Below are 21,087 nucleotides of genomic sequence, written 5' to 3'. Positions count from 1 at the left end.
AAGATGGAATTACCGTGAAAGTGGTGGTATATGAAATGAATAAATTGAATAAACGGCAGAGAACATTTGCAGAGGCGTACGCTATACCTGGAACAGACTGTTACGGCAATGCGACTAGGTCAGCTATAAAAGCAGGTTATAAAGAAAGTAGAGCAGAAGTCACAGGGAGCGAGTTAGTAAGGAACAGTAAGATACAAGAGTACATCAAGGGGGTAGAGGAAAAACTCTTTGATGAACAAATCATGACCGGTAAAGAAGTGTTGTATCGTTTAACCAGAACAGCAAGAGCAGAAACGGTTGAGATTGAACCGATCGTTACTAAAAAGGGTACCTATAAAATTAATCCTAGCACCGAAAAACATAATTTAGTTTATGACGAAAGCATTGAGTTGGTTAAGAAACCACCTAAGATTAGCGATCAAAACAGAGCGTTAGAGCTATTAGGTAAACATCATAAGTTATGGACTGAGAGACAAGAAGTTGAGCTAACTACACCTATATTCGTAGACGATGTGCCAGAAGATGACTAACAGAAAGCTCGTCAGTCCATCAAAAGTAATTGGTGGCGGGTACAACAGATTTTGGCACAACAAAGACATGTACAGGGTAGTTAAAGGCTCAAGAGGTAGCAAAAAGAGTAAGACGACAGCACTTAACTTCATTTACCGGTTAATGCAATACGAATGGGCTAATTTGCTCGTTGTAAGACGTTTTAGTAATACTAACAAGCAATCAACATACACGGATTTAAAGTGGGCAGCGAATCAATTACATGTTGCTCACTTATTTAAATTCAACGAAAGCATGCCAGAAATAACTTATAAACCAACCGGCCAGAAGATACTGTTTAGAGGTTTAGACGATCCGTTAAAGATAACTTCTATCACAGTAGATAAAGGCATACTATGTTGGGCATGGTTTGAAGAATGTTACCAGATTGAAACGTTTGATAAGTTTAGTACCGTAACCGAATCAATTCGAGGTAGTATCGACGCACCAGATTTTTTCAAACAGATAACAGTGACATTCAACCCGTGGTCAGAACGTCATTGGCTCAAACGTACTTTCTTCGATGAAGATACTAAACTAAAAAACACGTTTTCGAACACAACAACATTCAGAGTTAATGAGTGGTTAGACCAAGCCGATATTGACCGTTATGAAGATTTATATCGTACTAATCCACGACGCGCAAGAATCGTCTGTGATGGCGATTGGGGTGTTGCTGAAGGCCTTGTTTACAATAACTTTGAGGTTGTTGAGTTTGATTGGTTTGCCAAGTATAAAGAAACACAATTGAAAGTACATGCTATCGACTTTGGTTTCACAAACGACCCTACTGCATTAGTTAGTGTGGTCGTCGATTTAGATAATAAAGAATTATATATATACGATGAACATTATGAGAAAGCAATGGTCACCGATGAGATATACAAAATGATTGTCGATAAAGGTTTGAAAGACGCAGAGATAAAAGCAGATAGAGAATTGCGATTGATTACAGAGTTACGCAATAAAGGTATTAGCAAAATAAAAGCAGCGTTTAAGCCAGGCGGTTCGATTATGGCAGGTGTTCAATATGTGCAAGGCTTTAAGATATACGTCCACCCATCATGTGAACATACTATCGAAGAGCTGAACACATACACGTTCGACCAAGACAACGAAGGTAACTGGTTAAACAAACCGATAGATAAGAACAATCACGCACTAGACGCATTGCGTTACAGTCTTGAAGATTTAATATTCAAACGTACCGAAAAAGAAGATGTGAACGATTTACGTCGCATGAAAGGAATGTTAAGAGGTTAATGGATAATAGATATAAAGAATTAGTTAATAAAGCTAGGTTCTCGAGAAATGCTAACGATGACTTTTTAGTCGAAGATATTGACGAGTTGCTACAAGAAGAAACACTAAGGGACTTCGTTAATAAGCACAAACAAGACCAAGTACCAAGATTAGAAACGTTGGAAGATTATTACCTAGCACGTAACACTGGTATATTGAGCGGTAAGCGTAGACTAGATGATACTAAGTCAGACCATCGTGTTGTTCATAATTTTGCGAAGTATGTGTCACGTTTCATTGTTGGTTATCTGACAGGTAATCCAATCACAATTACGCACAAAGACGAAAATACTAACGCGAAGTTAATCGAACTAAACGACCATAATGACGCAGACGCAGTTAACAGTGATTTAGCGTTGAACTTATCAATTTACGGTAGAGCATATGAAATCGTTTATCGTGATTTCGAAGATAAAGACACGTTTAAGTTATTAGATCCAAAGAATACATTTGTCGTTTACGATATGACTTTAGATAAAAAAGTTGTAGCAGGTGTACGCTATTACGAGAAAGAAAACGCGCAAAAGATACCCATTCAACACATCGAAGTATATACAAGCACTGATATTCATTACATTCAGATTAATAACGGTAAGTTTCAAACATTCGAATCTGTACCGCATTACTACAATGATGTACCAGTGATTGAATATCTTAACGACCAATTCAAACAAGGCGATTTTGAAAACGTGTTGAGTAAGATTGACGCATACGATAGCGCTCAGTCTGATACAGCTAACTATATGTCAGATTTAAATGACGCAATGTTAGCAATCATCGGTAACATGGAATTAGAGGGCGATGATGCTAAAGCATTTCAAGACGCAAACATGGTACACATCAGACCGTCGATGAATGCAAATGGTAACGAAGGTAAAGCAGATGTTAAATATATCTATAAACAATACGATGTAGCGGGGACTGAGGCATATAAAAGTCGTTTGCAGAAAGATATACACAAAGAAACGAACACACCAGACTTAAATGATGAAAACTTTAGTGGCGTTCAATCCGGTCAAGCTATGCAATACAAATTGTTTGGGCTTGAGCAGTTAAGAGCGGTTAAAGAACGCTTATTTAAAAAAGGTCTGATGAAACGTTACAAATTGTTATTTAACAACATCAACATCGAGAACTTAACGCAATTATCTTACAAAGAAATTGAGATACAGTTTTCTCCTAACTTACCGAAATCGATGATGGAATCAATTGAGGCGTTCAATGCGGTTCATGGTCAGATTTCTGAATCGACTAGCTTATCGTTACTCGACTTCATCGATGATCCTAACGAAGAACTTGAGAAGATGAAGAGGGAGCGCGAGAAAGAAGAAGAACAATCTGACGCATTAGCTTATCCAGAAACAGAGGTTCAACTATCAAACGAAAAAGTAGATGATGAAGATGACAGAGGCTAAAAAATATTGGATTGAACGCGCACAGAACACAATTGATAGCGAAGTAGTACAAGACGCTAAAGTGGTCGCAGAAATAGAGCGTATTATTGCATTAATGTATGCAGAGATAGCAAAAGAATTGTTAGCATTCTACGCTAAATATGCGACGTCTGAGGGCATTTCTATTTCAGAGGCTAAAAAGGTTATCGACGAGTTTGATGTTGTCTCATTCAAAGGAAAAGCTAAAGAGTATGTAGAAACAAAAGACTTTAGCGAGAAAGCTAACAAAGAACTAAAAAAGTACAATACTAAGATGTATGTTTCACGTGAGCGAATGTTAAAACAAACACTCGACTTAACCGTAAAAAAACACGGTTATCGAGTAGAAAAAGAAATCGAAAAAGGTTTAGTTAATGCGATTGAACGTGAAACGAAACGACAATCCGGTATTTTAGGCGATGTGAGTATTAAAGACCGTCACATTAAAGCAATCGTTAACAGTAACTTTAAAGGCGCAACATGGTCAAAACGGTTGTGGCGTGATATGGATAAAGTACGTAAAGAGGTCGAACGTATAACTACTAACGTGGTTGCACGTGGTCGCCACCCAAACGAATACGTTGCTGAGTTTAAGAAGAAGATGGGCGTTAGCACATATGAGGCTAAACGTTTACTTATTACTGAATCAGCACGTGTTCAAACCGAGGCACAAAAGATATCGTATCTCGAAATGTTGGGAGAAGATGGCGAATACACTTACGTTGCTAAGCTAGATAACAAGACCAGTGATACGTGCAGAGGTATGGACGGTAAAACGTTCAAAGTGAAAGACATGACACCAGGTGTGAACGCACCACCCATGCACGCACATTGCAGAAGTACAACAATGCCTAAGATTACGAATTGGCGTGATAAATTCTACGCTAAAAACAAAGGTAAATATTCCGGTAAAAAGTGAGGTGTTAAACATGAGCGTTCAAGAAAGACTTGATAATGTTATCGATGAATACTTACAAACATTCGCACAAGATCCTAACGACATTCTTAAAGACAACATGACCGATTTAGAAAAGGTTGAGTTATTGGAGAAAGCAATACAGGAGGGCGACCCTAATGTCAAATTATGATAAGCAAGCTGTTACTGCATTAAATGGTATTTGGGAAGAATTAAGAAAGCTAAACGAAAGTAAGCCGACACCTAAGCCAAAGCGACAAGAAGAAAAAGAGAATAAGAAATCGTTTGAACCTAAAAACTTTATTTAGGTTCTTTTTTATGTCCGAACCATGCTCATGACGTTAAAAGGCGCAAGTGTATATAGTCCAAACCATGCAACGACTTAAAACTTATCAAGAGTAAACAAATGAGGTGTAATCAAATGGATATCCAAGATAAATTAAAACTTAAATTACAATTCTTTGCCGATGAATCTAATGAGGTTGATGAAAATAACGATGAAACAACCGGAGAAGGAGAACGCAAAGAAAAAGACGAAAAGACTTATTCAGAAGAAGAATTTAACCAACGCTTAAACGATGAGTTAAAACGTCGAATGAAACAAAAGGAACAAGAAAAGCAAGACGCCATTGAAGAGGCTAAAAAGCTAGCAAAGATGAATAAAGATCAACAAGAACAATATGAGCTTGAAAAAGTGCGTAAAGAAAATGATGAATTACGCAATAAACAAGCACGTTATGAAATGCGTGATATTGCTCGTAAAATGTTGAATGAACGTGACATTAAAGCAAATGATGAAATTTTAGACTTTGTGGTTTCTACCGACGCAGATGAAACACAAGAGAAGATTGAATCGTTCTCTAAAATCTTAAACGATATGGTACAAGCCAAAGTTAAAGAATCGTTACGTCAAGGTTCTCCGAAAAATGTTTCATCTAGCGGTATGTCAAAACAAGATATTTTAAACATTAAAGACGATATGCAAAGACAGCAAGCTATTGCACGCAATCGTCACTTATTTAACTAAAACGGAGGTTATTAATTATGCCAGAAAACAATTTAATCGATGTTCAAGCGTTAGGCGAGGCTAAATCAATCGACTTCGCTAACAAAATGGGCGAAAATTTAAACAAATTATTTGAGGCTTTAAACATTACAAACAAAATTCCTATGAACGTAGGTACTGCATTAAAACAATATCGTTTTAAAGTAGATCCAACAGGTAACAATGACGGTATCGTAGCGGAAGGCGACGAAATCCCATTAACTAAAGTTGAACGTGAACAAGTCGACATCACTGAATTGAAATTCAAGAAATTCAGAAAGTCTACATCAGCTGAGGCAGTACAAGCACATGGTTACGATTTAGCAGTTAATCAAACTGACAATGAGTTATTACGTTATGTGCAAAAACGTTTCAGAACAGACTTCTTTGATATGTTACGTGCAGCTTTAAACAACAAACAACGTACGAACAAAGCTAAGTTGGAAGGTAAGAACTTGCAAGGTGCATTAGCAAAAGGACGCGCCAACTTATCTGTATTATTAGACACAGAAGTTACACCAATCGCTTTAGTTAACCCTAACGATGTTGCTGGTCACATTGCTGATGGATTAATTAACTCAAGCGGTTCTTTCTTCGGTTTAAACTTATTAACTACTTATGTTGGTGTGCGTGTAATTGAATTCTCTGATGTACCGGAGGGCGAAGTTTGGTTAACAGTTGCAGAAAACTTAAACGTTGCTTATGCCAACCCACGTGGCGAATTATCTCGTGCGTTCCCATTCGCAACAGATCAAACAGGTTTCGTTGGTGTGTTACATGACATCATCTCTAACCGCTTAACTACTGAGACAATTATGGCGCATGCAATTTCTATGTTCCCAGAAAACATTGACGCAGTAGTTAAAGTTGATATCAAACCAGAAAAGGCACAAGCTGCGACACCGGCTCAATAAGTTAAAGAAGGTGCTAGCGCATGGATTATTTAAAGAAAGTTAAAACTCGTATTGGATTAACTGATGATTTACAAGATGAGCAGTTAAAAACGATAATTGAAAATGTTGAGGCTGAACTATTATCACGCATACCAAAGCAACCAGATGACAATATACCGTCTGAACTAGACTTCATTGTGATTGAAGTGTCTAGCAAACGTTATAATCGAATAGGTGCAGAGGGTATGACATCAGAAAGTGTAGATGGTCGCTCAAACAGTTTCGAGGCAAACGATTTTGACGCTTATGATAAAATCATCGACGCCCTTTTTCCAGTTGATACACTTGAGCGCAAAGGTGGTATCAGATTCTATTGAGATACAACAAACGTGTTCAATTTGCCGTTGAAACTAAAGGGGCGTACAATCCGAAAACGAATAAAACCGAAAAAGTTGAACGAGTATATGACCCGATACCATGTAACATTAGTCCATTGTCTGTAGAGAAAACTGTTGTTGAGTTTGGCGACATCAAGAAAGCTATCAATATCATTCGTTTAAACGGTCATTTTGAGGCGAAAGTAACTCATGCCTATATTAATGGTGTTAAGTATTTAATCGTTAAGAAAATCAACTATGAACATGACACAGTGTTCTATGTTGAGGAGGTTAAATAATGCGTGTTGATGGTATAGATGAGTTGCTAGGCGCATTGCATACGGCACACGATGACATTGATGATGACGCTGATGAGATTTTACGTGAAAATGCAAATGACTTTGTAGATGACACTGTTTTAAGTGCAAGAAAAAACTTTGTTAAAGGTTACTGGACTGGTAACCTAGCACGACAAATTGAAAGTGCGAAAAACGGTCATTTAGAATATGAGGTTACTTCTCAAGCAGGTTATAGTGGTTTCGTTGAATATGGCACGAGATATATGGAACCAGAAACGTTTATGAAACCAGTATATGAGAAATTTATAACTCAAATAAACGAAGATTTTGAACGCCTTCTAAACGGTTAGGAGGTGTTTTTTTGCAATCAGCTAAGCTACAGTTATTTAACTATTTATATGAGCAATTTCAGTCATTAGGAGTACCAGTCATTGAGACAAAAGAATTGAACCAAGAATTACCATATCCATTCATCGCCATTCAAACAGTTAACGACCATATCTCACGCTTAACTTTCGACAGTTTCGGTGGTTCCCCCAGTGCTACCGTGCACATATGGTCAGTAAGTGATGATAAAGGCGCGAATGATGAGTTATATATGCAGGTTCAAAATATATTATTGAATGATATTTCATTAGATGGTTACACGTTAACGCAACCTAACCTAGCAGTTAATGAAATGACTGTTATAGAAACAAACCAAGAATTATTACACACAGTTATAAACATTGAATATAACGCACACTAGCAACTCGTTTAGTCGAGTTGCTTTTTTTATTACTATAAATTGGAGGTATTAACCTATGGCAATTAAACAGGGTACTGATGAATTAATTTTACTTCGTCCGGTTGGCGCTAAAGAGGACGCTGACAAAGTAATGTGGATTACAGAAATGGAACGTGAAACAGAAAAAGACCGTGACACAGAGGCAACTATGGACGGTTCTGTTAATAGCGGTGGTTCTTTAGAAAGTACAGTTACATGGACTTGCTACATGAATCATGATGACACGTTAGCAGATGAAGTTGAGGACGCTACTGAGGAGGATAGACCTTATGAAGTTTGGGTAATCAACAAACGCGTTCAAAAGAACGGTAAATATAAAGCTGAATATAGACAAGGTTATTTCAATTCGATCACTCGTTCTAACGAGGCTGATGGTATTGCAGAGTTTGAAGTTGAATACGGCGTTTACATGAAGAAAATTCGTGGTTGGGCTACATTACCGGACGTTATCGAGCAAAACAAAGCTCAATACGGTTTCCACGATACAGTTGCAAGTGATCCGGCAAATGACGGACTTGCCGAAAGTATTCCGCAACCAAACGAACCATCAACAGCTACTAAACCAACATCAGACAAATAATTATGAGGGCTTAACGCCCTCCTTTTTTATTAAATAAACAAATTAAAGTGAGGTTATTACATTATGCATATTAATTTTAACGGTCAAGAATTAGAGTTATCTTTCGGATTAAGATTTGTGAATGAAATAGATAGAGAGTTAGGATTCGACGTTGACCAAATGGCAGTCGGTCAAGGTTTAAATTTACTTATTCCTAACTTAAAAACAAACAACATTGCAGCATTATCAAAAATTGTTAAAGCGGCAGTATCACATCATAAAAAAGCACCTAAAACCGATGAAGATTTAGAAGAAGTGTTAAAAGATATCATCGAGAATAAAGGGCTAGAAGAATTTTGTGAAGAAACTATCGAGGAACTGGGAAAGAATGTGTTAACCCAAAACCTAGTGCCAGACGAGTACAAGAAGAACAAGAAGAAGAAATAAACGATGATGATGTAATGACGTATGATCGTCTAATTGTTCTATGTATGAGTAAGTTGAAAATATATAACTTAAAAGATATAGAAACGATGACGTTACGCGAATTTAATTATCGAATGTGGGCGCTTGAATATGAACAACTTGATAAAGATATGGAAATGTATAAGCTAGCTTTTGCTATTCGTGACGCACAAGCAGAACAAAATGTAAAAGGTGGCAAAAAAGGCGAAATGGAATACAAATTCAGTAACGCCGATGAAATCATCGATTATCAAGCGAATGTTAAACGTCTTAATAAAGGCGAGCCGCTCAAATTCGGTAGTGAATCGAAGTTTGAAGATAATAAACCAAACAAAGACTTATTACAAATGATTGCTAACTTTAATAAAAAATAGATTGGAGGTGTGTAGAACGTGGCAGATTATCAAATTAGTACGACTTTGAAGGCTGATACAGATAAGTTTAAGCGTGAGTTTAGAAAAGCTATCGGCGATACAGAACACTTTAAAGCAGTTGCTGAGAGTATCAAAGATATAAAACTAGACGCAGATACGACAGGTGTGACAAAAGGCGTTAATGAGGCTAAAAAAGCGATTGAGAGTTTTGAACAAACGCATGCTGACGCTGATCTAACATTAGATATCAAAGAAGTGAAACAAAATTTTGAAGTTGCTAAAGGTTATTTAGATAACTTTAAAACTAGAAAGAGTGAGGCTAATTTAGACGCTGACATTTCTAAACTTGAGACTCAAATTCTAACTGCGCAAAATGAATTGAGTATGTTAGAAAGAGAACACCCATCAGTCGAAGTTGACGCTAAAATTAACAAACTTCAAGAAAAACTAGCTATAGCCGATGAAAAGTTAGAAAAACTTAATTCTGAAAAAGCTAAAGTCGAGGTTAAAGCAGAAGTTAAAGAGGCGCTTGATGATTTTAGAAAAGTACAAACGTATATTGAAAAATTAGATGGTAAAGACATTAATACAATAGCTGATGTAGATATCGAAAAAGGATTAGCTCATATCAAAACATTAGAGGCTGGTTTGAAGTATATCGACAATAATGTTTATGACGCTCAATTAAGTGCAGACGCTACAAGAGCAAGAGAACAAATCACTTCGGCAAAAAAATCACTGAATGACTTTGCTCGACAACGCGCTAAAGCCAAACTTGAAGTTGATCAAAGAGCTCCAGTCGCTCAAATTCGTATCTTTAAAGCGATGTTACGTTCAATACCTAATGTTGTACGCACACGGCTTGTTGTTGATGAGAAGAAAGCCGTTGGAGGCTTAAAAGCATTTCATCAAGGTTTAGAAAACGCTAATAACGTATTAGATACTGTGGCGAATGACATTCGCACATTCGGTACTGTATTCAGTAACATGATTAAAGGTGTCATGTTATCTAACATCTCATTACTTGTTCCGGCAATTGCGAGTATCGTTCCAGCTCTAATGGCAGTGTTAAATGCAGCAGGTGTTGTTGCTGGTGGTGCAGTTGGCATTGCAGGATCATTTGCAGCAGCAGGTGCAGGCGTGGTTGGCTTTGGTGCTATGGCAGTATCGGCATTGCAAATGGTCGAGAATGGTACGTTACAAGCAACCAGTGAAGTTAAGAATTACCAGAGCGCAGTAGATGGACTTAAATCAACATGGGAAGGCTTAATCAAACAGAATCAAGCAGAGATATTTAATACGTTAGCAAATGGCGTTAATACTGCTAAGGTAGCGTTAAAAGGTTTAACACCATTCCTAACTGGCGTTTCTAAAGGAATGGAACAGGCAAGTGCTAAAATGCTCGATTGGGCTAAAAACTCACAAGTAGCACAAAAATTCTTCCAAATGATGGGTACTACTGGTGTTAATATCTTTAACAATATGTTAAATGCGGCAGGTCAATTTGGCAGTGGCATTATTAGCGTGTTAACGCAGTTAGCCCCATTAGCCGAATGGGTATCTCAAGGATTCGTTAAAATGGGCGCAGCATTTAATAAATGGGCTCAAAGCACAGAAGGTCAGAACGCTATTAGATCATTTATCGAATATACGAAACAGAATTTACCATTAATCGGTCAGATTTTCGGTAATACGTTCAAAGGTATATTCAACCTAATGAAAGCATTCGCACCTAACACACACATCATTCTTTCATCATTAGCGCAAATGTCTGCCAAGTTCGCAGAATGGAGCGCTACCGTAGCAGAAAGCGACGGTTTTAAACAGTTCATTCAATACGTACAAGAGAATGGACCTAAGCTCGTAACTTTAGTCGGTAATATTATAAGAATACTTATTGCGGTTGGTACTGCAATGGCACCATTAGCCTCTGCGGTATTAAATGTTGCAGTAGCGATTACAGGCTTTATTGCTAAGCTAACTGAGGCACACCCAGCCATCGGTGCAATTTTAGGTGTAATTTCTACGTTAGCAGGTATATTCATGACGATTGGACCGCCAATCTTATCAGCTATTGGATTTATTTCTCAATTCGCGATGGCACTAACTGGTACTGCAACAGCAGCTGAGGCGTTCGCAGCAATCGGTAGTGCGATTATGAGCGCATTAGAAGGTTTAGGATTAGCCTTTTCTGCACTTAACGCCCCTATTTTATTAATAGTAGCAGCAGTAGCAGCAGTGATTGCTATATTCGTCGCTTTATGGAACTCATCAGAGGTCGTTAGAAATGCGGTCACAAGTGCGTGGAATGCGATAGCTAGCGCGGTAGGTTCTGCGATTCAAGCAGTCATTAGCTTTTTAGGTCAATTACTTGCTCGAGTACAAGAAGTGATGGGACCATTAGTACCAATTTTCCAAAATACGTGGAATCAGATCGTTGCAATAGTAGAAACTGCGATACAGGTTTTAGGACCAATCATCGCACAAACTTTTAATACTATTGTTACTATCGTCAAAGTTGCGTGGGAAGTTATTAAGGCGGTTATACAAGTAGCGCTAGAAATTATCATCAGTACGGTTACCGCTTTACTTCAATTACTTTCGGGCGATTGGCAAGGCGCATGGCAGACCATTTCAAATGCAGGCGCACAAATTTGGCAGACGATTGTTACAATGGCACAAAACATCTTCCAAATTTTAGGCGATTGGCTATCAAATTTATGGACTACAATCGTTACACAATTCCAAACAATACTAGGTCCTTTAGTCGCAATAGCAATGTCTATTTGGCAAAGTATTGTTACAACGATCATGACGGTTGTTCAAATGCTAGGCACTTTCTTATCAACATTGTGGCAAGGCATAGTAACCGTAGCCACTACGATTTGGACGACGTTAGTCACTGTGGCACAGACTATTTGGACGTTAATTGTCACTACAATCATGACTGTGATTCAAAATTTAGGTACATTTTTAGCTACTGTTTGGCAGAATATCGTTACTATAGCAACGACAATTTGGACGACACTCGTTACAGTAGCACAGACTATTTGGTCTTTACTTGTGACTGTAATCACTACGGTTGTTCAATCCATCATCACATTCGTATCAACAGGTTGGACTATGTTACTTACTGTGACATCAACGATTATGTCAACTTTATCATCAATTATTTCGGCGATTTGGTCGGCGATTGTTAGTATTGTCAGCTCGATAGTGTCATCAATTGTCGCTTTTGTTTCGGCTGGTTGGTCATCATTGATGAGCGTTACAAGTTCAATTATGTCGTCTATTTCAAGCGTGATATCAAGTGTTTGGTCATCGATTTCTAGCTTTGTATCAAGTATAGTCTCAGCCGTCGTTAGTTTCGTGCGTAATGGTTGGAACAACATGCTCAGTGCGGTTTCAAGCGCAATGCACGGTATCATTAGCGCGGTTATGAGCGGTATGTCTAGCGTAGTTAGTAATGTTAGAAGTGGTGTATCAAATGCAGTAAGTGCTGCACGTAGCTTTATAAGTAGCATGATTTCAGTCGGTAAAGATTTAATACAAGGTTTAATCAATGGTATTAAATCGATGGCGAGTCATGTTGCGTCAGTTGCTAGAAACGTAGTGAGTGGTGCAGTGAATGCAGCTAAGAGTGCACTTCATATTGGTTCACCATCTAAGTTGTTCCGTCAGTTTGGTATATGGACGATGGAAGGCTTGAATATCGGTATCAACAAAGAAGGTAAAAACGTCATTAGTGGTATGGGCTCAATGGCTACTAATATTACTAAAGCGTTTAACTCACAACTTGCGATACCAGATATTCAAAGTAACTTACAAAAAGCTAACGCTAATTTAAATACACAAATCAATCACAAACATACATTTGAAACTAATCCGTCCAAGCGTTTAGTTAAAGTTGAGTTTGATCTTAACAATGAGGCTTTAACAGCTATCGTTAATGGCGAATTAGCCAAACAAGATTCTATGTTTACATTTTAGGAGGTCGTTCAATGGATATAGAAATTAAAAAGAAAAACGGTAAGAAATACACATTGGGCGACTTCGGTTTTAAAGTAACCAATGTGAATATAGAAAGTACCGAGCGTGAAACACAATGGGAAACAAAAGAAAATACAAGTGGACGTATTTTATTAAGCAGTCAATATCGTAAACGTATTATTACGGTTGACTGTTTTGTTGTTTCTACTAAGTTAAACGACAATCCAAGATTACGTGATGAGTTTTACGCGTTAACTAATGATTTAGAACCGTTTTATATTAGAGAATTAAGAAGATCGAGGGATTTAAATTATCGTTTTATTCAACCGCTAGAAGATGACTATCAAGAAATTGACGATTATAACAATCTTGTATTGAATCATGAGCCGTTTAACGATAACTACTATGTAAATGGTAGACAGTATCAAGTTATTTGTTCTGACGTTATTTCTACAGAAGAAAACAGAAAGAAAATCAACTTTTCACTCAAGTTTGAAACTGCTGAGATACCATTCGCAGAAAGTATTGGGACATCGTTAGATTTAGAAAAACGACCAGATAAAGAACTGTGGTCGAATGATATGAACATACCATTTGATGAGAACGATTCTTTAAGAACCTATACGTTTAACGGTCTATATAATAGCGCGGTTTATTATCACGGTAACGTTGCTAACAATCAATCTAACTTATACAAGAAAGTGACTATTGTATTGGGTACTGATATTAAAGCTACTGATTCGTTTGTTTTTTCATTAGGTACCAGTGATATTATGACAATCAAAGGTATTAACCTAAAAAAGAACGACAAAATTGTCTATGACGGTACACAAACATATAGAAATGGTGTGCCAATTAATAACGAATCGTCGGGGGCACAACCAAAATTTGTACCTGGTTGGAACGAATTTGAATTCAATCATTTTGTTAAGTTAGTGCAGTTTGATATGAAATTTTATTACTTATAGAGGTGTTAACATGTCAATTTTAATAAGCCCAATGCGTGGTCGTGGCAAGTACGTTGACACTTCTACGACTATGATTTCAAAACTCGGTGCTGATACAGTATTGAAATTCGATTTGATTGAGAATGAAGATACTTACGATGTTATTAGAGGTATTCGAAAACGTTGGAGTGTATCACGTGTAGAAGGTCCTAAAGACAAGAAAGAATATCTTGTTTTTCTTATCGATAGACAAACACATGGTAAAAATCAACGTGTATCAGTTAGTTGTAGATATAAACCGTTAGATATCATCAAACGTTATAGAGTATACGACTCAATTGAAGGTAGTTTTACGGCAGAAAAGTTCTTAAAGATAATTTTTAAAGGTACCGGACTTAAATATAAGATTACTAAACCTTTAGGCTCATCTCGATTTGAAAGTGCTGGAGAGGGCGAAAGTGTCGAAGAATTAATCAAAAAGTTTACTGAACATTTCGATGTTGAATTTGAAATTGAATATGATGATAAAAAAGATGAATATATCTTCGTTTTTGCGCCATATTTAAGCAAAAAACCAGACTATCATATCGATGATGAAATCAACGCTAATAATATGAAAATAGAGGAAGATAGCGGGGATTTGTACACCTATGCAGTTGGGTATGGCGACTATGACGATGATGAAGGTATAGAAAATCCAGGTTTCATTGTTAAATTCGAACATCCTAACATGAAAGATGTAGGAAGATATGACGCCCCGCCAATTAAGGACGGCAGAATTAAAGATCCCGAATTAATGCAAGATAAGTTAAGAACACTTATCGAATCATCTGTTAAAACGTCAATTAGCCTCGATTTTATTGTTTTAAACGATAGATACCCAAACGCTATAGCCAAAGTATCACAAACAGTACACATAAGGCATGCAATACTAGGATTAAATGTATTCGTGAGAATTGTAGAGGTTACTTGTGTAAGAGATAAAGACAATGTAATCGTTAGCCAAGATGTTGTTTTAGGCGATTTCAAACGTAGCGATAGATATAGAAAACGTGTTAGTGAGGCGGCAAGTGCCGTTGGTGGTTTAGGTGGTAAAAGTAATTTTGTTAAGAATTATAAAATGACTACCTCAAGATCAAGTGCAGCTATTAGAACGAATCAAAAGTTAATTGATGATATTTCTGTAGCTAGTGATGAAAAAGACGGTTTAATGTCATCTGAAGATAAAAAGAAACTAGACCAAATTACTAACATTGCATTAAAAGCCAAAAAGTCAGATGGAACGAGTGTTGATTTAACAAAGGCTGAAATTATCGTCGATAAAGACGGTAATTTAAAACTGAAATAGGAGGTTTAACATGAGAAAAACCATATATACCGACCTTGAGACAATTTTCGGTTCGAGATTTGTTCGTGAAAACGAACTGAATTTTATCGCGGTTAGAGATATGTTATTCAATATCGAAGAAATATTGTATAAACATGGTCGTATTGATAAACAAGCTCATAATTCTGAGCAAATCAAATATACTTTGCCAACCGGTCCAAGCGTAAATGTAGGTCAAGAATTAACATACCAAAGTCAACGTATCAGAAACCTTGTGTTAGGTACGTTAGGTAATGGGCAACAAGAGGTAAGAGATAGTCGAACGTCAATGGACGGTCAAAATCACAAAATATTATCAGAACGTTTAAGACACGACTTTGCGTCAATCAGCGAAGATACTCAAAAAGTATTAAATGTCACTGATGACGCAACGCATTTATTTATACCTCCATTCATTCCTAGTGCAGAAAAAGGTGTTAATGAAACGCCTTTATCAAGTGATCCAACAGAAAATCTAAAAGCGTTTTATGATGTATTTGTCGATAATAAGTATTGCTTTAAAAAGTATGTTGGTAAAGACCAATCGAATACTTATAACGTTTATAGCTATACATTCCAACCACAAAATTACAGTAAAACAATTTTAGTTACATCGTGCATTCATGGTAATGAATATAGTGCATTTTATGCATTGAGTCGATTACTAAACTTAATGGTAAACGAATGGCATAAATACCCACATTTAGCCTATCTTCGAAAAAATGTAAGATTGGTAGTTGTACCAATCGTTAATCCATGGGGCTTTGCTAACAATGAACGCGAAAACTCCAATAATGTCGATTTAAACCGTAACTTTGATTATTATTGGGAAAATGGTAGTGGTAAAAGTTCATCAGGTAAAAACTACAAAGGTTCTAAGCCATTTAGTGAAAGAGAAAGCAGAAATATGAAATCATTAGTTGAAAGTTTAGGACGTTTTGCAGGCCATATGGATTGTCACAACATCATTTCACAAGTTAGTGACTATTGTCTGTTTTACCCTAGATTTTCAAACCAACCAAACAACGATATGACGAACCTATTAAGTGATATGTCGAATTATGGTGACTATATTACATGGGGATCCAGTACATTGTCATCGTTCAGCAACTGGGTAGGTATTTCTAAAAACATCACTTCTTTCTTACCAGAAGTTTATGAAGGACGTGCAGGGAAACCACGTTCAGCGCCAGAAATGTGGCGTTCAGTCTATTTCCTAGGCAATATATTAGCTAAACTTGCAACGATGGAAAGCAATAACGCCGGTCGAACTGCGACAGAACCGATAGTTAAATCATTTGTCTATAGTAGTCGTTACAATTCAACAGGTATTAAACCATTCTCATTAGTTGCGAAAGACGGTTATCAACGTATGCTAATGACACAACAACGATTTAAAGTAACTGGAAATGGTTTTGTAGAATTGAATGGTTCAATTACTGTTGAGCTTTCAAAAGATACGACGTTTGGTGTTAATCCGGGAGTTGTACAAAACTATAATCCGTTTAGTGGTAACGGTAAGACAAGAAAACGACAACTATTTAAAGTAGAACACAAATTTAAAGCGGGTGTTCACACCATACCGTTAAATGCGATTGCACCAGTCCAATACTCTACAACTTCGCCAGACGATGTTAAACGTACAAATGAAGTTATGGCGGTTGTTGATGTTATGCGTAAAGAGGGCGTGGCAAAAATTCTTAATATGATATTGAATGTGAAATTTACACCGTCGCACTCACATAACGCAGTACAAATGTTCACATCAACGAAATACGGTAACCAGAAAGAAAGAACATTTGACCAAATTTATCCAGATAAACCAACAGCATTTGATGTAAGAAACGAGATTATTAACAAGAAGTAGGAGGCTAGAAAATGGACGGATTATATAAAGAGGCTTTTATAAAAAGTGTAGATGAACCGTATTTAAGACCGATATCTGATGAGGGTATCGGTTTTTATAATATGGATATCAATACCGCAGTGTTAACGTTTCAAGTATTAAAAAATGATTTTCCGTTAGAAATCAGCTCGGTCAACACTGTAACTTATGCCTATTTCATTTCTGAAAATGGCTCATCAACTGGTCGTGTAAAAGTTGAATATGTTAAACCAATGGACGGTATTATTAGACTTACTTTAGACAATGACTTTTTAAAAGCTGCGACAGACACTTATGTAACTGGTCAGATTTATATCACTGCAGTAGGTCGTAAAGATACAGTCGTTTTAAATGAATTCCGATTCAGAGTTAAAGACGCTTTAATCAATCAAATTGATAGCGATATTAAGATTCGTTATATACGCGAAATTGATGATCTAGTAGATGACTTTAAAGAAAAGATAGCAAATGTATCAAAGAACTTCGAAAGTATTGAAAATGCACAAGCAGAATTTACAGCATTTGTTAATGGTTTAAAAAACAATTTCATTAAACAAGTGAATGACCTTAAACAAGAAATGAATTCATTCTCAGATAAAACACAACAGGATATTACAGATAGATTAAATGTAATAGATACGAAATTGCTAGAGGTTACAGATAAATTAAATATTAAAACAGAGGGTTTAGTGAATAACGATCAATTAATCCGTGAATTGTCTAATTATGTAACAAATAAACAATTTACTGACGAGCTAGGTAAAAAAGCCAATACTAGCGACTTAACTGCTATTTCAAGTGGTTTAGATAAATTGATTCAAGAAAAAGTCGACACGTCAATCGCAAAAATAGCTATGCAACAATTCGCTTTAACCGATAAAGACGGTTATATACCTAAAATTGAAAATCCAGATTTAGAAAAAATGAGTAAAATTGATAAGTCGGGACTTTATTATCTATACAATCCGATTAATTCTCCGGATCCTGACAATCAAAGCGGTTACGCTTTTGTATTAGCACGTAGCTCAACTTACAAAAAAATATTGTTCATGCCATATAATAAGCACAAAATTTATTCACGCAACATGATGGGAACGTCAACAGGTTGGGGCAGTTGGTATGACGCTACAAGTAATATCATGTTGAAATAGGACGTGTATAAAATGAAATATAATATCAATGAAACGCTTAATTTTCTTTTAGTATTAGGATTAGCATTTTATACGTTCATCAGAGGTTTTTTCTTTTTCAAAGAACAAGAAAGTGTATTGAGTGATAGTGATTTTTATTTAGCGTTACACCAAATCATGCCAATTTGGTGTTGGGGAATTATCATCATGATTTTTAGTATCATTCTAGCTATTTCTGTCTACTTCCTACCTAAACAGAAAACAAGTAACAAATACAGTTGGTTCTTATTTATCGGTGGTTTCGGTTGTGCTTTTCTATACTTTTTAATGACAAGCGCAAGTATCTATAATGCGATTAACTGGTTATCAACAATTCAATTCAGTATCTTATCAGCGCTTTGTTTTAGTATTGGCTTTGTCGGAGGTGCTGACATTTATGACAGAAGATAAAAAACACGTTACTTATGAGGAATGGTGGAAGTCACGTGAAAACCTACTTGATCGTATTAATGACGTTGATGAAAAACATACAAATTCAATTAGTGATTTAAAAGAAAAAATTGTTGAAGGTAATATGTATCAGAGGCAAACTTATGAAGTTCAAAAAGAGACAAACGAACAAATTAAAATCATGAATGACACTAACTATAAGCAGTGGGACGCGATCAAAGACATTAATTACACAGTAAAAAAACATGGTAATGATATACAAAAAATTGAAGGTAGTATTTCAGAAAAACAAAAAAATAGTGTGCAAATCACTGTGGCTTTTATTAGTGGTGGATTTGGTGTTTTAATTGCAGCAATTGGTTTAGCACAATATTTATTTTAAGTCGACGCAATGCGTCGGCTTTTTATTTTAGGCGAAAGAAGGTGTTTATATGGCATTGCCTTCAAGTGGTAAACCAACTGCGTCAGATGTAGTTGAATGGGCTAAATGGCTAGCTAAAAATAATAAAGGTGTAAACATCGATGGTCGGCTGGGCTACCAATGTTGGGATCTACCAAACTATATTTTTGAACGGTATTGGGGATTCAGAACATGGGGGAACGCAAATGCAATGGCGAACCGTTCACAGTACCCTAATAGAACATGGAAGATATATCGTAATCATGGTTCATTTGTACCTAAGCCAGGCGATGTTGCGGTTTGGACGTATGGTTGGGCAGGTCATACAGCAATTGTTGTAGGTCCTAGTGACAAAAGTCATTTCCGTTGTGTTGATCAAAACTGGTATAACGCTAACCAGTATTACGGTAGTAAAGCAGCAATCGTTAACCATGATTATGGTGGCCGTGGGGGAAGTCTCTATTTCGTTAGACCTCCATACAAAACAGAACCAGCAGACAAACCAGATAAAAAAGATGATGATGACGACAAGCCATCTAGCAGTGATAAAAATAGTAACAAAAAAGAAAAGAAAGATACTAAAGTAATCACTGTTACTGTTGGAGAAGATCCGGAAGAAATCAACGAACCGGAATTTATACCTCATAGAATCATCAGAGGTAAATTACGCGGTCACAATCCTAAAGGTGTAACTATTAAGAATGCACAAACAATGTGTAGTGTTCAAGACTTGTACTTCGACAGAAACAAATACGGAGATGAAAAAGAATACCCACATTTTTACATCGATAAGGATCATATTTGGCAACCTCGATTAATGGAGAACATTGTTCCTAGTGATCCAGAAAATATTGTCGTAGAAATAGCTGGAGATTATAGCGATACAAAATCAGATTTTCTGTTAAGTGAGATATATGCCCTTGTATTCATCAAAGAACAATTGGACTTTTTCAAGATACCACTTAAAACGTCAACCATAAAAATTGATGGTAGTATGTGGCGTACTATTTTAGAGCACGGCAACTTTGATAATGTTGTAGACGGTTTACCAAGCAAAGCAACGCTTGAGAAAGTAAAAAAAGAGTTGTTAAAACTGTATAACGATAGAAAATCACTTATTCAAGATTTATCAAAATCTAAAACAACAAAAACAGTTATAAAAGTTGATAAACCTAGTAGCTCAAGCAGTTCTAGCAGTTCAAGCAGCTCAAGTCATAGTAGCACTAAAGCAAAAGTAAAAGTACATTACAGTAACTATACTTTTGCGCGAGCAGTTAGTATACAGATGACTAAAGCGCCACAAATCAACTACGGTAATGGTTGGTATAATGCGAGTCGAGCGGCTACTTTGAAAGCTATGAACAGTTTAGAAATTTGGAACAGTGGCACTCAAAAATATCAAATGTTGAATCTAGGAAAATACCAAGGCATATCAGTTAGTAAATTGAACAAAATTCTAAAAGGTAAGGGCTCATTAAGCGGTCAAGGTAAAGCCGTAGCAGCAGCATGTAAGAAGTATGATTTGAACGAAGTTTATCTAATGGCACATGCATTTTTAGAAAGTGGAAATGGTACTTCGTATTATGCTAGTGGACGAGCTGGTGTTTATAATTACTTTGGCATTGGTGCATATGATAACAATCCAGATAATGCGATACCATTTGCAAGACGCGAAGGTTGGACGACTCCGGCCAAAGGTATTATGGGCGGCGCTAGATTTGTGCGTCGTGGTTATATTGATCAAGGACAACAAACGTTATACAGAATGCGTTGGAATCCACAAAATCCAGGTAACCATCAATATGCGACTGATGTTCGTTGGGCACAAATACAAGCAAGTATGATTAAGAGTTACTATGATCGCATGGGATTGAAAGGCGAATATTTCTTACGCGATAGATATAAACAATAGGGTTATGC

23 protein-coding genes are annotated in these 21,087 nt (G+C 36.6%); all 23 read left to right on the top strand.

The annotated features are described in order from the left end of the window. Window positions 1-35 precede the first annotated feature (35 nt). Window positions 36-530, top strand: a complete 495-nt coding sequence (locus LPC11_RS08305) for a terminase small subunit (RefSeq protein WP_058709632.1) — start codon at window positions 36-38, stop codon at window positions 528-530. Beyond that, window positions 523-1,812 (top strand): PBSX family phage terminase large subunit, encoded by a 1,290-nt coding sequence (locus tag LPC11_RS08300; RefSeq protein WP_050969097.1) that lies wholly within the window; start codon window positions 523-525, stop codon window positions 1,810-1,812. The genes LPC11_RS08305 and LPC11_RS08300 overlap by 8 nt, the downstream gene beginning before the upstream one ends. After that, window positions 1,812-3,266, top strand: a complete 1,455-nt coding sequence (locus tag LPC11_RS08295) for a phage portal protein (RefSeq protein WP_058709611.1) — start codon at window positions 1,812-1,814, stop codon at window positions 3,264-3,266. The genes LPC11_RS08300 and LPC11_RS08295 overlap by 1 nt, the downstream gene beginning before the upstream one ends. Continuing rightward, window positions 3,253-4,203: a minor capsid protein gene (locus LPC11_RS08290; RefSeq protein WP_058709612.1), complete on the top strand. Its 951-nt coding sequence runs from the start codon at window positions 3,253-3,255 to the stop codon at window positions 4,201-4,203. The genes LPC11_RS08295 and LPC11_RS08290 overlap by 14 nt, the downstream gene beginning before the upstream one ends. Before the next feature lie 10 nt (window positions 4,204-4,213). Beyond that, a complete protein-coding gene (locus tag LPC11_RS08285) occupies window positions 4,214-4,372 on the top strand; it encodes a hypothetical protein (RefSeq protein WP_167321429.1) in 159 nt (52 codons plus the stop codon). After that, a complete protein-coding gene (locus tag LPC11_RS08280) occupies window positions 4,359-4,508 on the top strand; it encodes a hypothetical protein (protein WP_167321428.1) in 150 nt (49 codons plus the stop codon). Before LPC11_RS08285 ends, LPC11_RS08280 begins: the two co-directional genes overlap by 14 nt. Window positions 4,509-4,621: 113 nt before the next feature. Continuing rightward, window positions 4,622-5,227: a DUF4355 domain-containing protein gene (locus LPC11_RS08275; RefSeq protein ID WP_058709613.1), complete on the top strand. Its 606-nt coding sequence runs from the start codon at window positions 4,622-4,624 to the stop codon at window positions 5,225-5,227. Between the two features lie 17 nt (window positions 5,228-5,244). After that, window positions 5,245-6,159, top strand: a complete 915-nt coding sequence (locus LPC11_RS08270; RefSeq protein WP_391540752.1) for a phage major capsid protein — start codon at window positions 5,245-5,247, stop codon at window positions 6,157-6,159. Between the two features lie 20 nt (window positions 6,160-6,179). Then, window positions 6,180-6,515, top strand: a complete 336-nt coding sequence (locus tag LPC11_RS08265; protein WP_058709615.1) for a phage head-tail connector protein — start codon at window positions 6,180-6,182, stop codon at window positions 6,513-6,515. Then, entirely contained in the window at window positions 6,512-6,814 is a 303-nt protein-coding gene (locus tag LPC11_RS08260) for a hypothetical protein (protein ID WP_050969102.1), read from the top strand. Before LPC11_RS08265 ends, LPC11_RS08260 begins: the two co-directional genes overlap by 4 nt. After that, window positions 6,814-7,164 carry an HK97-gp10 family putative phage morphogenesis protein gene (locus tag LPC11_RS08255; RefSeq protein ID WP_058709616.1) on the top strand — a complete coding sequence of 117 codons (351 nt, stop codon included), beginning with the start codon at window positions 6,814-6,816 and terminating at the stop codon, window positions 7,162-7,164. The genes LPC11_RS08260 and LPC11_RS08255 overlap by 1 nt, the downstream gene beginning before the upstream one ends. A gap of 11 nt (window positions 7,165-7,175) precedes the next feature. Continuing rightward, window positions 7,176-7,562: a hypothetical protein gene (locus LPC11_RS08250; RefSeq protein WP_119547408.1), complete on the top strand. Its 387-nt coding sequence runs from the start codon at window positions 7,176-7,178 to the stop codon at window positions 7,560-7,562. A 55-nt stretch (window positions 7,563-7,617) separates the two neighbouring features. Then, window positions 7,618-8,181 (top strand): phage major tail protein, TP901-1 family, encoded by a 564-nt coding sequence (locus LPC11_RS08245; protein ID WP_023373485.1) that lies wholly within the window; start codon window positions 7,618-7,620, stop codon window positions 8,179-8,181. 63 nt (window positions 8,182-8,244) lie between these two features. Next, window positions 8,245-8,607, top strand: coding sequence for a tail assembly chaperone (locus LPC11_RS08240; protein WP_050969105.1), 363 nt, complete (start codon window positions 8,245-8,247; stop codon window positions 8,605-8,607). A 44-nt stretch (window positions 8,608-8,651) separates the two neighbouring features. After that, window positions 8,652-8,999, top strand: coding sequence for a hypothetical protein (locus LPC11_RS08235; protein WP_058709633.1), 348 nt, complete (start codon window positions 8,652-8,654; stop codon window positions 8,997-8,999). Between the two features lie 18 nt (window positions 9,000-9,017). Then, window positions 9,018-12,989 (top strand): phage tail protein, encoded by a 3,972-nt coding sequence (locus LPC11_RS08230; protein ID WP_231307214.1) that lies wholly within the window; start codon window positions 9,018-9,020, stop codon window positions 12,987-12,989. Between the two features lie 11 nt (window positions 12,990-13,000). Next, the gene (locus tag LPC11_RS08225; RefSeq protein WP_231307213.1) at window positions 13,001-13,957 is read left to right on the top strand and encodes a phage tail domain-containing protein; all 957 of its coding nucleotides are present in this window, start codon (window positions 13,001-13,003) and stop codon (window positions 13,955-13,957) included. Window positions 13,958-13,967: 10 nt separating this feature from the next. Beyond that, window positions 13,968-15,284, top strand: coding sequence for a tail tube TT1 domain-containing protein (locus tag LPC11_RS08220; protein ID WP_119176396.1), 1,317 nt, complete (start codon window positions 13,968-13,970; stop codon window positions 15,282-15,284). Window positions 15,285-15,294: 10 nt separating this feature from the next. Continuing rightward, window positions 15,295-17,169: a M14 family metallopeptidase gene (locus LPC11_RS08215; RefSeq protein ID WP_058709620.1), complete on the top strand. Its 1,875-nt coding sequence runs from the start codon at window positions 15,295-15,297 to the stop codon at window positions 17,167-17,169. Between the two features lie 11 nt (window positions 17,170-17,180). Continuing rightward, window positions 17,181-18,338 carry a BppU family phage baseplate upper protein gene (locus LPC11_RS08210; protein WP_058709621.1) on the top strand — a complete coding sequence of 386 codons (1,158 nt, stop codon included), beginning with the start codon at window positions 17,181-17,183 and terminating at the stop codon, window positions 18,336-18,338. 12 nt (window positions 18,339-18,350) lie between these two features. Next, window positions 18,351-18,767, top strand: a complete 417-nt coding sequence (locus LPC11_RS08205; protein ID WP_050969110.1) for a hypothetical protein — start codon at window positions 18,351-18,353, stop codon at window positions 18,765-18,767. Further along, window positions 18,754-19,149, top strand: a complete 396-nt coding sequence (locus LPC11_RS08200) for a hypothetical protein (RefSeq protein ID WP_050969111.1) — start codon at window positions 18,754-18,756, stop codon at window positions 19,147-19,149. The genes LPC11_RS08205 and LPC11_RS08200 overlap by 14 nt, the downstream gene beginning before the upstream one ends. A gap of 49 nt (window positions 19,150-19,198) precedes the next feature. Continuing rightward, window positions 19,199-21,079: a glucosaminidase domain-containing protein gene (locus LPC11_RS08195; protein ID WP_058709622.1), complete on the top strand. Its 1,881-nt coding sequence runs from the start codon at window positions 19,199-19,201 to the stop codon at window positions 21,077-21,079. Window positions 21,080-21,087: the final 8 nt, after the last annotated feature.

It is taken from the genome of Staphylococcus sp. HL28 (assembly GCF_021117155.1).
In the GTDB taxonomy this organism is placed as follows: domain Bacteria; phylum Bacillota; class Bacilli; order Staphylococcales; family Staphylococcaceae; genus Staphylococcus; species Staphylococcus warneri.
This window is presented reverse-complemented; position numbering and strand designations above follow the sequence as displayed.

Coding starts and splice junctions, on each gene's coding strand:
- LPC11_RS08285 (WP_167321429.1), top strand. CDS start 4,214: ATGAGCGTTCAAGAAAGACTTGATAATGTTATCGATGAATACTTACAA.
- LPC11_RS08210 (WP_058709621.1), top strand. CDS start 17,181: ATGGACGGATTATATAAAGAGGCTTTTATAAAAAGTGTAGATGAACCG.
- LPC11_RS08280 (WP_167321428.1), top strand. CDS start 4,359: ATGTCAAATTATGATAAGCAAGCTGTTACTGCATTAAATGGTATTTGG.
- LPC11_RS08205 (WP_050969110.1), top strand. CDS start 18,351: ATGAAATATAATATCAATGAAACGCTTAATTTTCTTTTAGTATTAGGA.
- LPC11_RS08200 (WP_050969111.1), top strand. CDS start 18,754: ATGACAGAAGATAAAAAACACGTTACTTATGAGGAATGGTGGAAGTCA.
- LPC11_RS08220 (WP_119176396.1), top strand. CDS start 13,968: ATGTCAATTTTAATAAGCCCAATGCGTGGTCGTGGCAAGTACGTTGAC.
- LPC11_RS08215 (WP_058709620.1), top strand. CDS start 15,295: ATGAGAAAAACCATATATACCGACCTTGAGACAATTTTCGGTTCGAGA.
- LPC11_RS08195 (WP_058709622.1), top strand. CDS start 19,199: ATGGCATTGCCTTCAAGTGGTAAACCAACTGCGTCAGATGTAGTTGAA.
- LPC11_RS08255 (WP_058709616.1), top strand. CDS start 6,814: ATGCGTGTTGATGGTATAGATGAGTTGCTAGGCGCATTGCATACGGCA.
- LPC11_RS08275 (WP_058709613.1), top strand. CDS start 4,622: ATGGATATCCAAGATAAATTAAAACTTAAATTACAATTCTTTGCCGAT.
- LPC11_RS08295 (WP_058709611.1), top strand. CDS start 1,812: ATGGATAATAGATATAAAGAATTAGTTAATAAAGCTAGGTTCTCGAGA.
- LPC11_RS08245 (WP_023373485.1), top strand. CDS start 7,618: ATGGCAATTAAACAGGGTACTGATGAATTAATTTTACTTCGTCCGGTT.
- LPC11_RS08270 (WP_391540752.1), top strand. CDS start 5,245: ATGCCAGAAAACAATTTAATCGATGTTCAAGCGTTAGGCGAGGCTAAA.
- LPC11_RS08225 (WP_231307213.1), top strand. CDS start 13,001: ATGGATATAGAAATTAAAAAGAAAAACGGTAAGAAATACACATTGGGC.
- LPC11_RS08290 (WP_058709612.1), top strand. CDS start 3,253: ATGACAGAGGCTAAAAAATATTGGATTGAACGCGCACAGAACACAATT.
- LPC11_RS08300 (WP_050969097.1), top strand. CDS start 523: ATGACTAACAGAAAGCTCGTCAGTCCATCAAAAGTAATTGGTGGCGGG.
- LPC11_RS08305 (WP_058709632.1), top strand. CDS start 36: ATGAATAAATTGAATAAACGGCAGAGAACATTTGCAGAGGCGTACGCT.
- LPC11_RS08235 (WP_058709633.1), top strand. CDS start 8,652: ATGAGTAAGTTGAAAATATATAACTTAAAAGATATAGAAACGATGACG.
- LPC11_RS08265 (WP_058709615.1), top strand. CDS start 6,180: ATGGATTATTTAAAGAAAGTTAAAACTCGTATTGGATTAACTGATGAT.
- LPC11_RS08240 (WP_050969105.1), top strand. CDS start 8,245: ATGCATATTAATTTTAACGGTCAAGAATTAGAGTTATCTTTCGGATTA.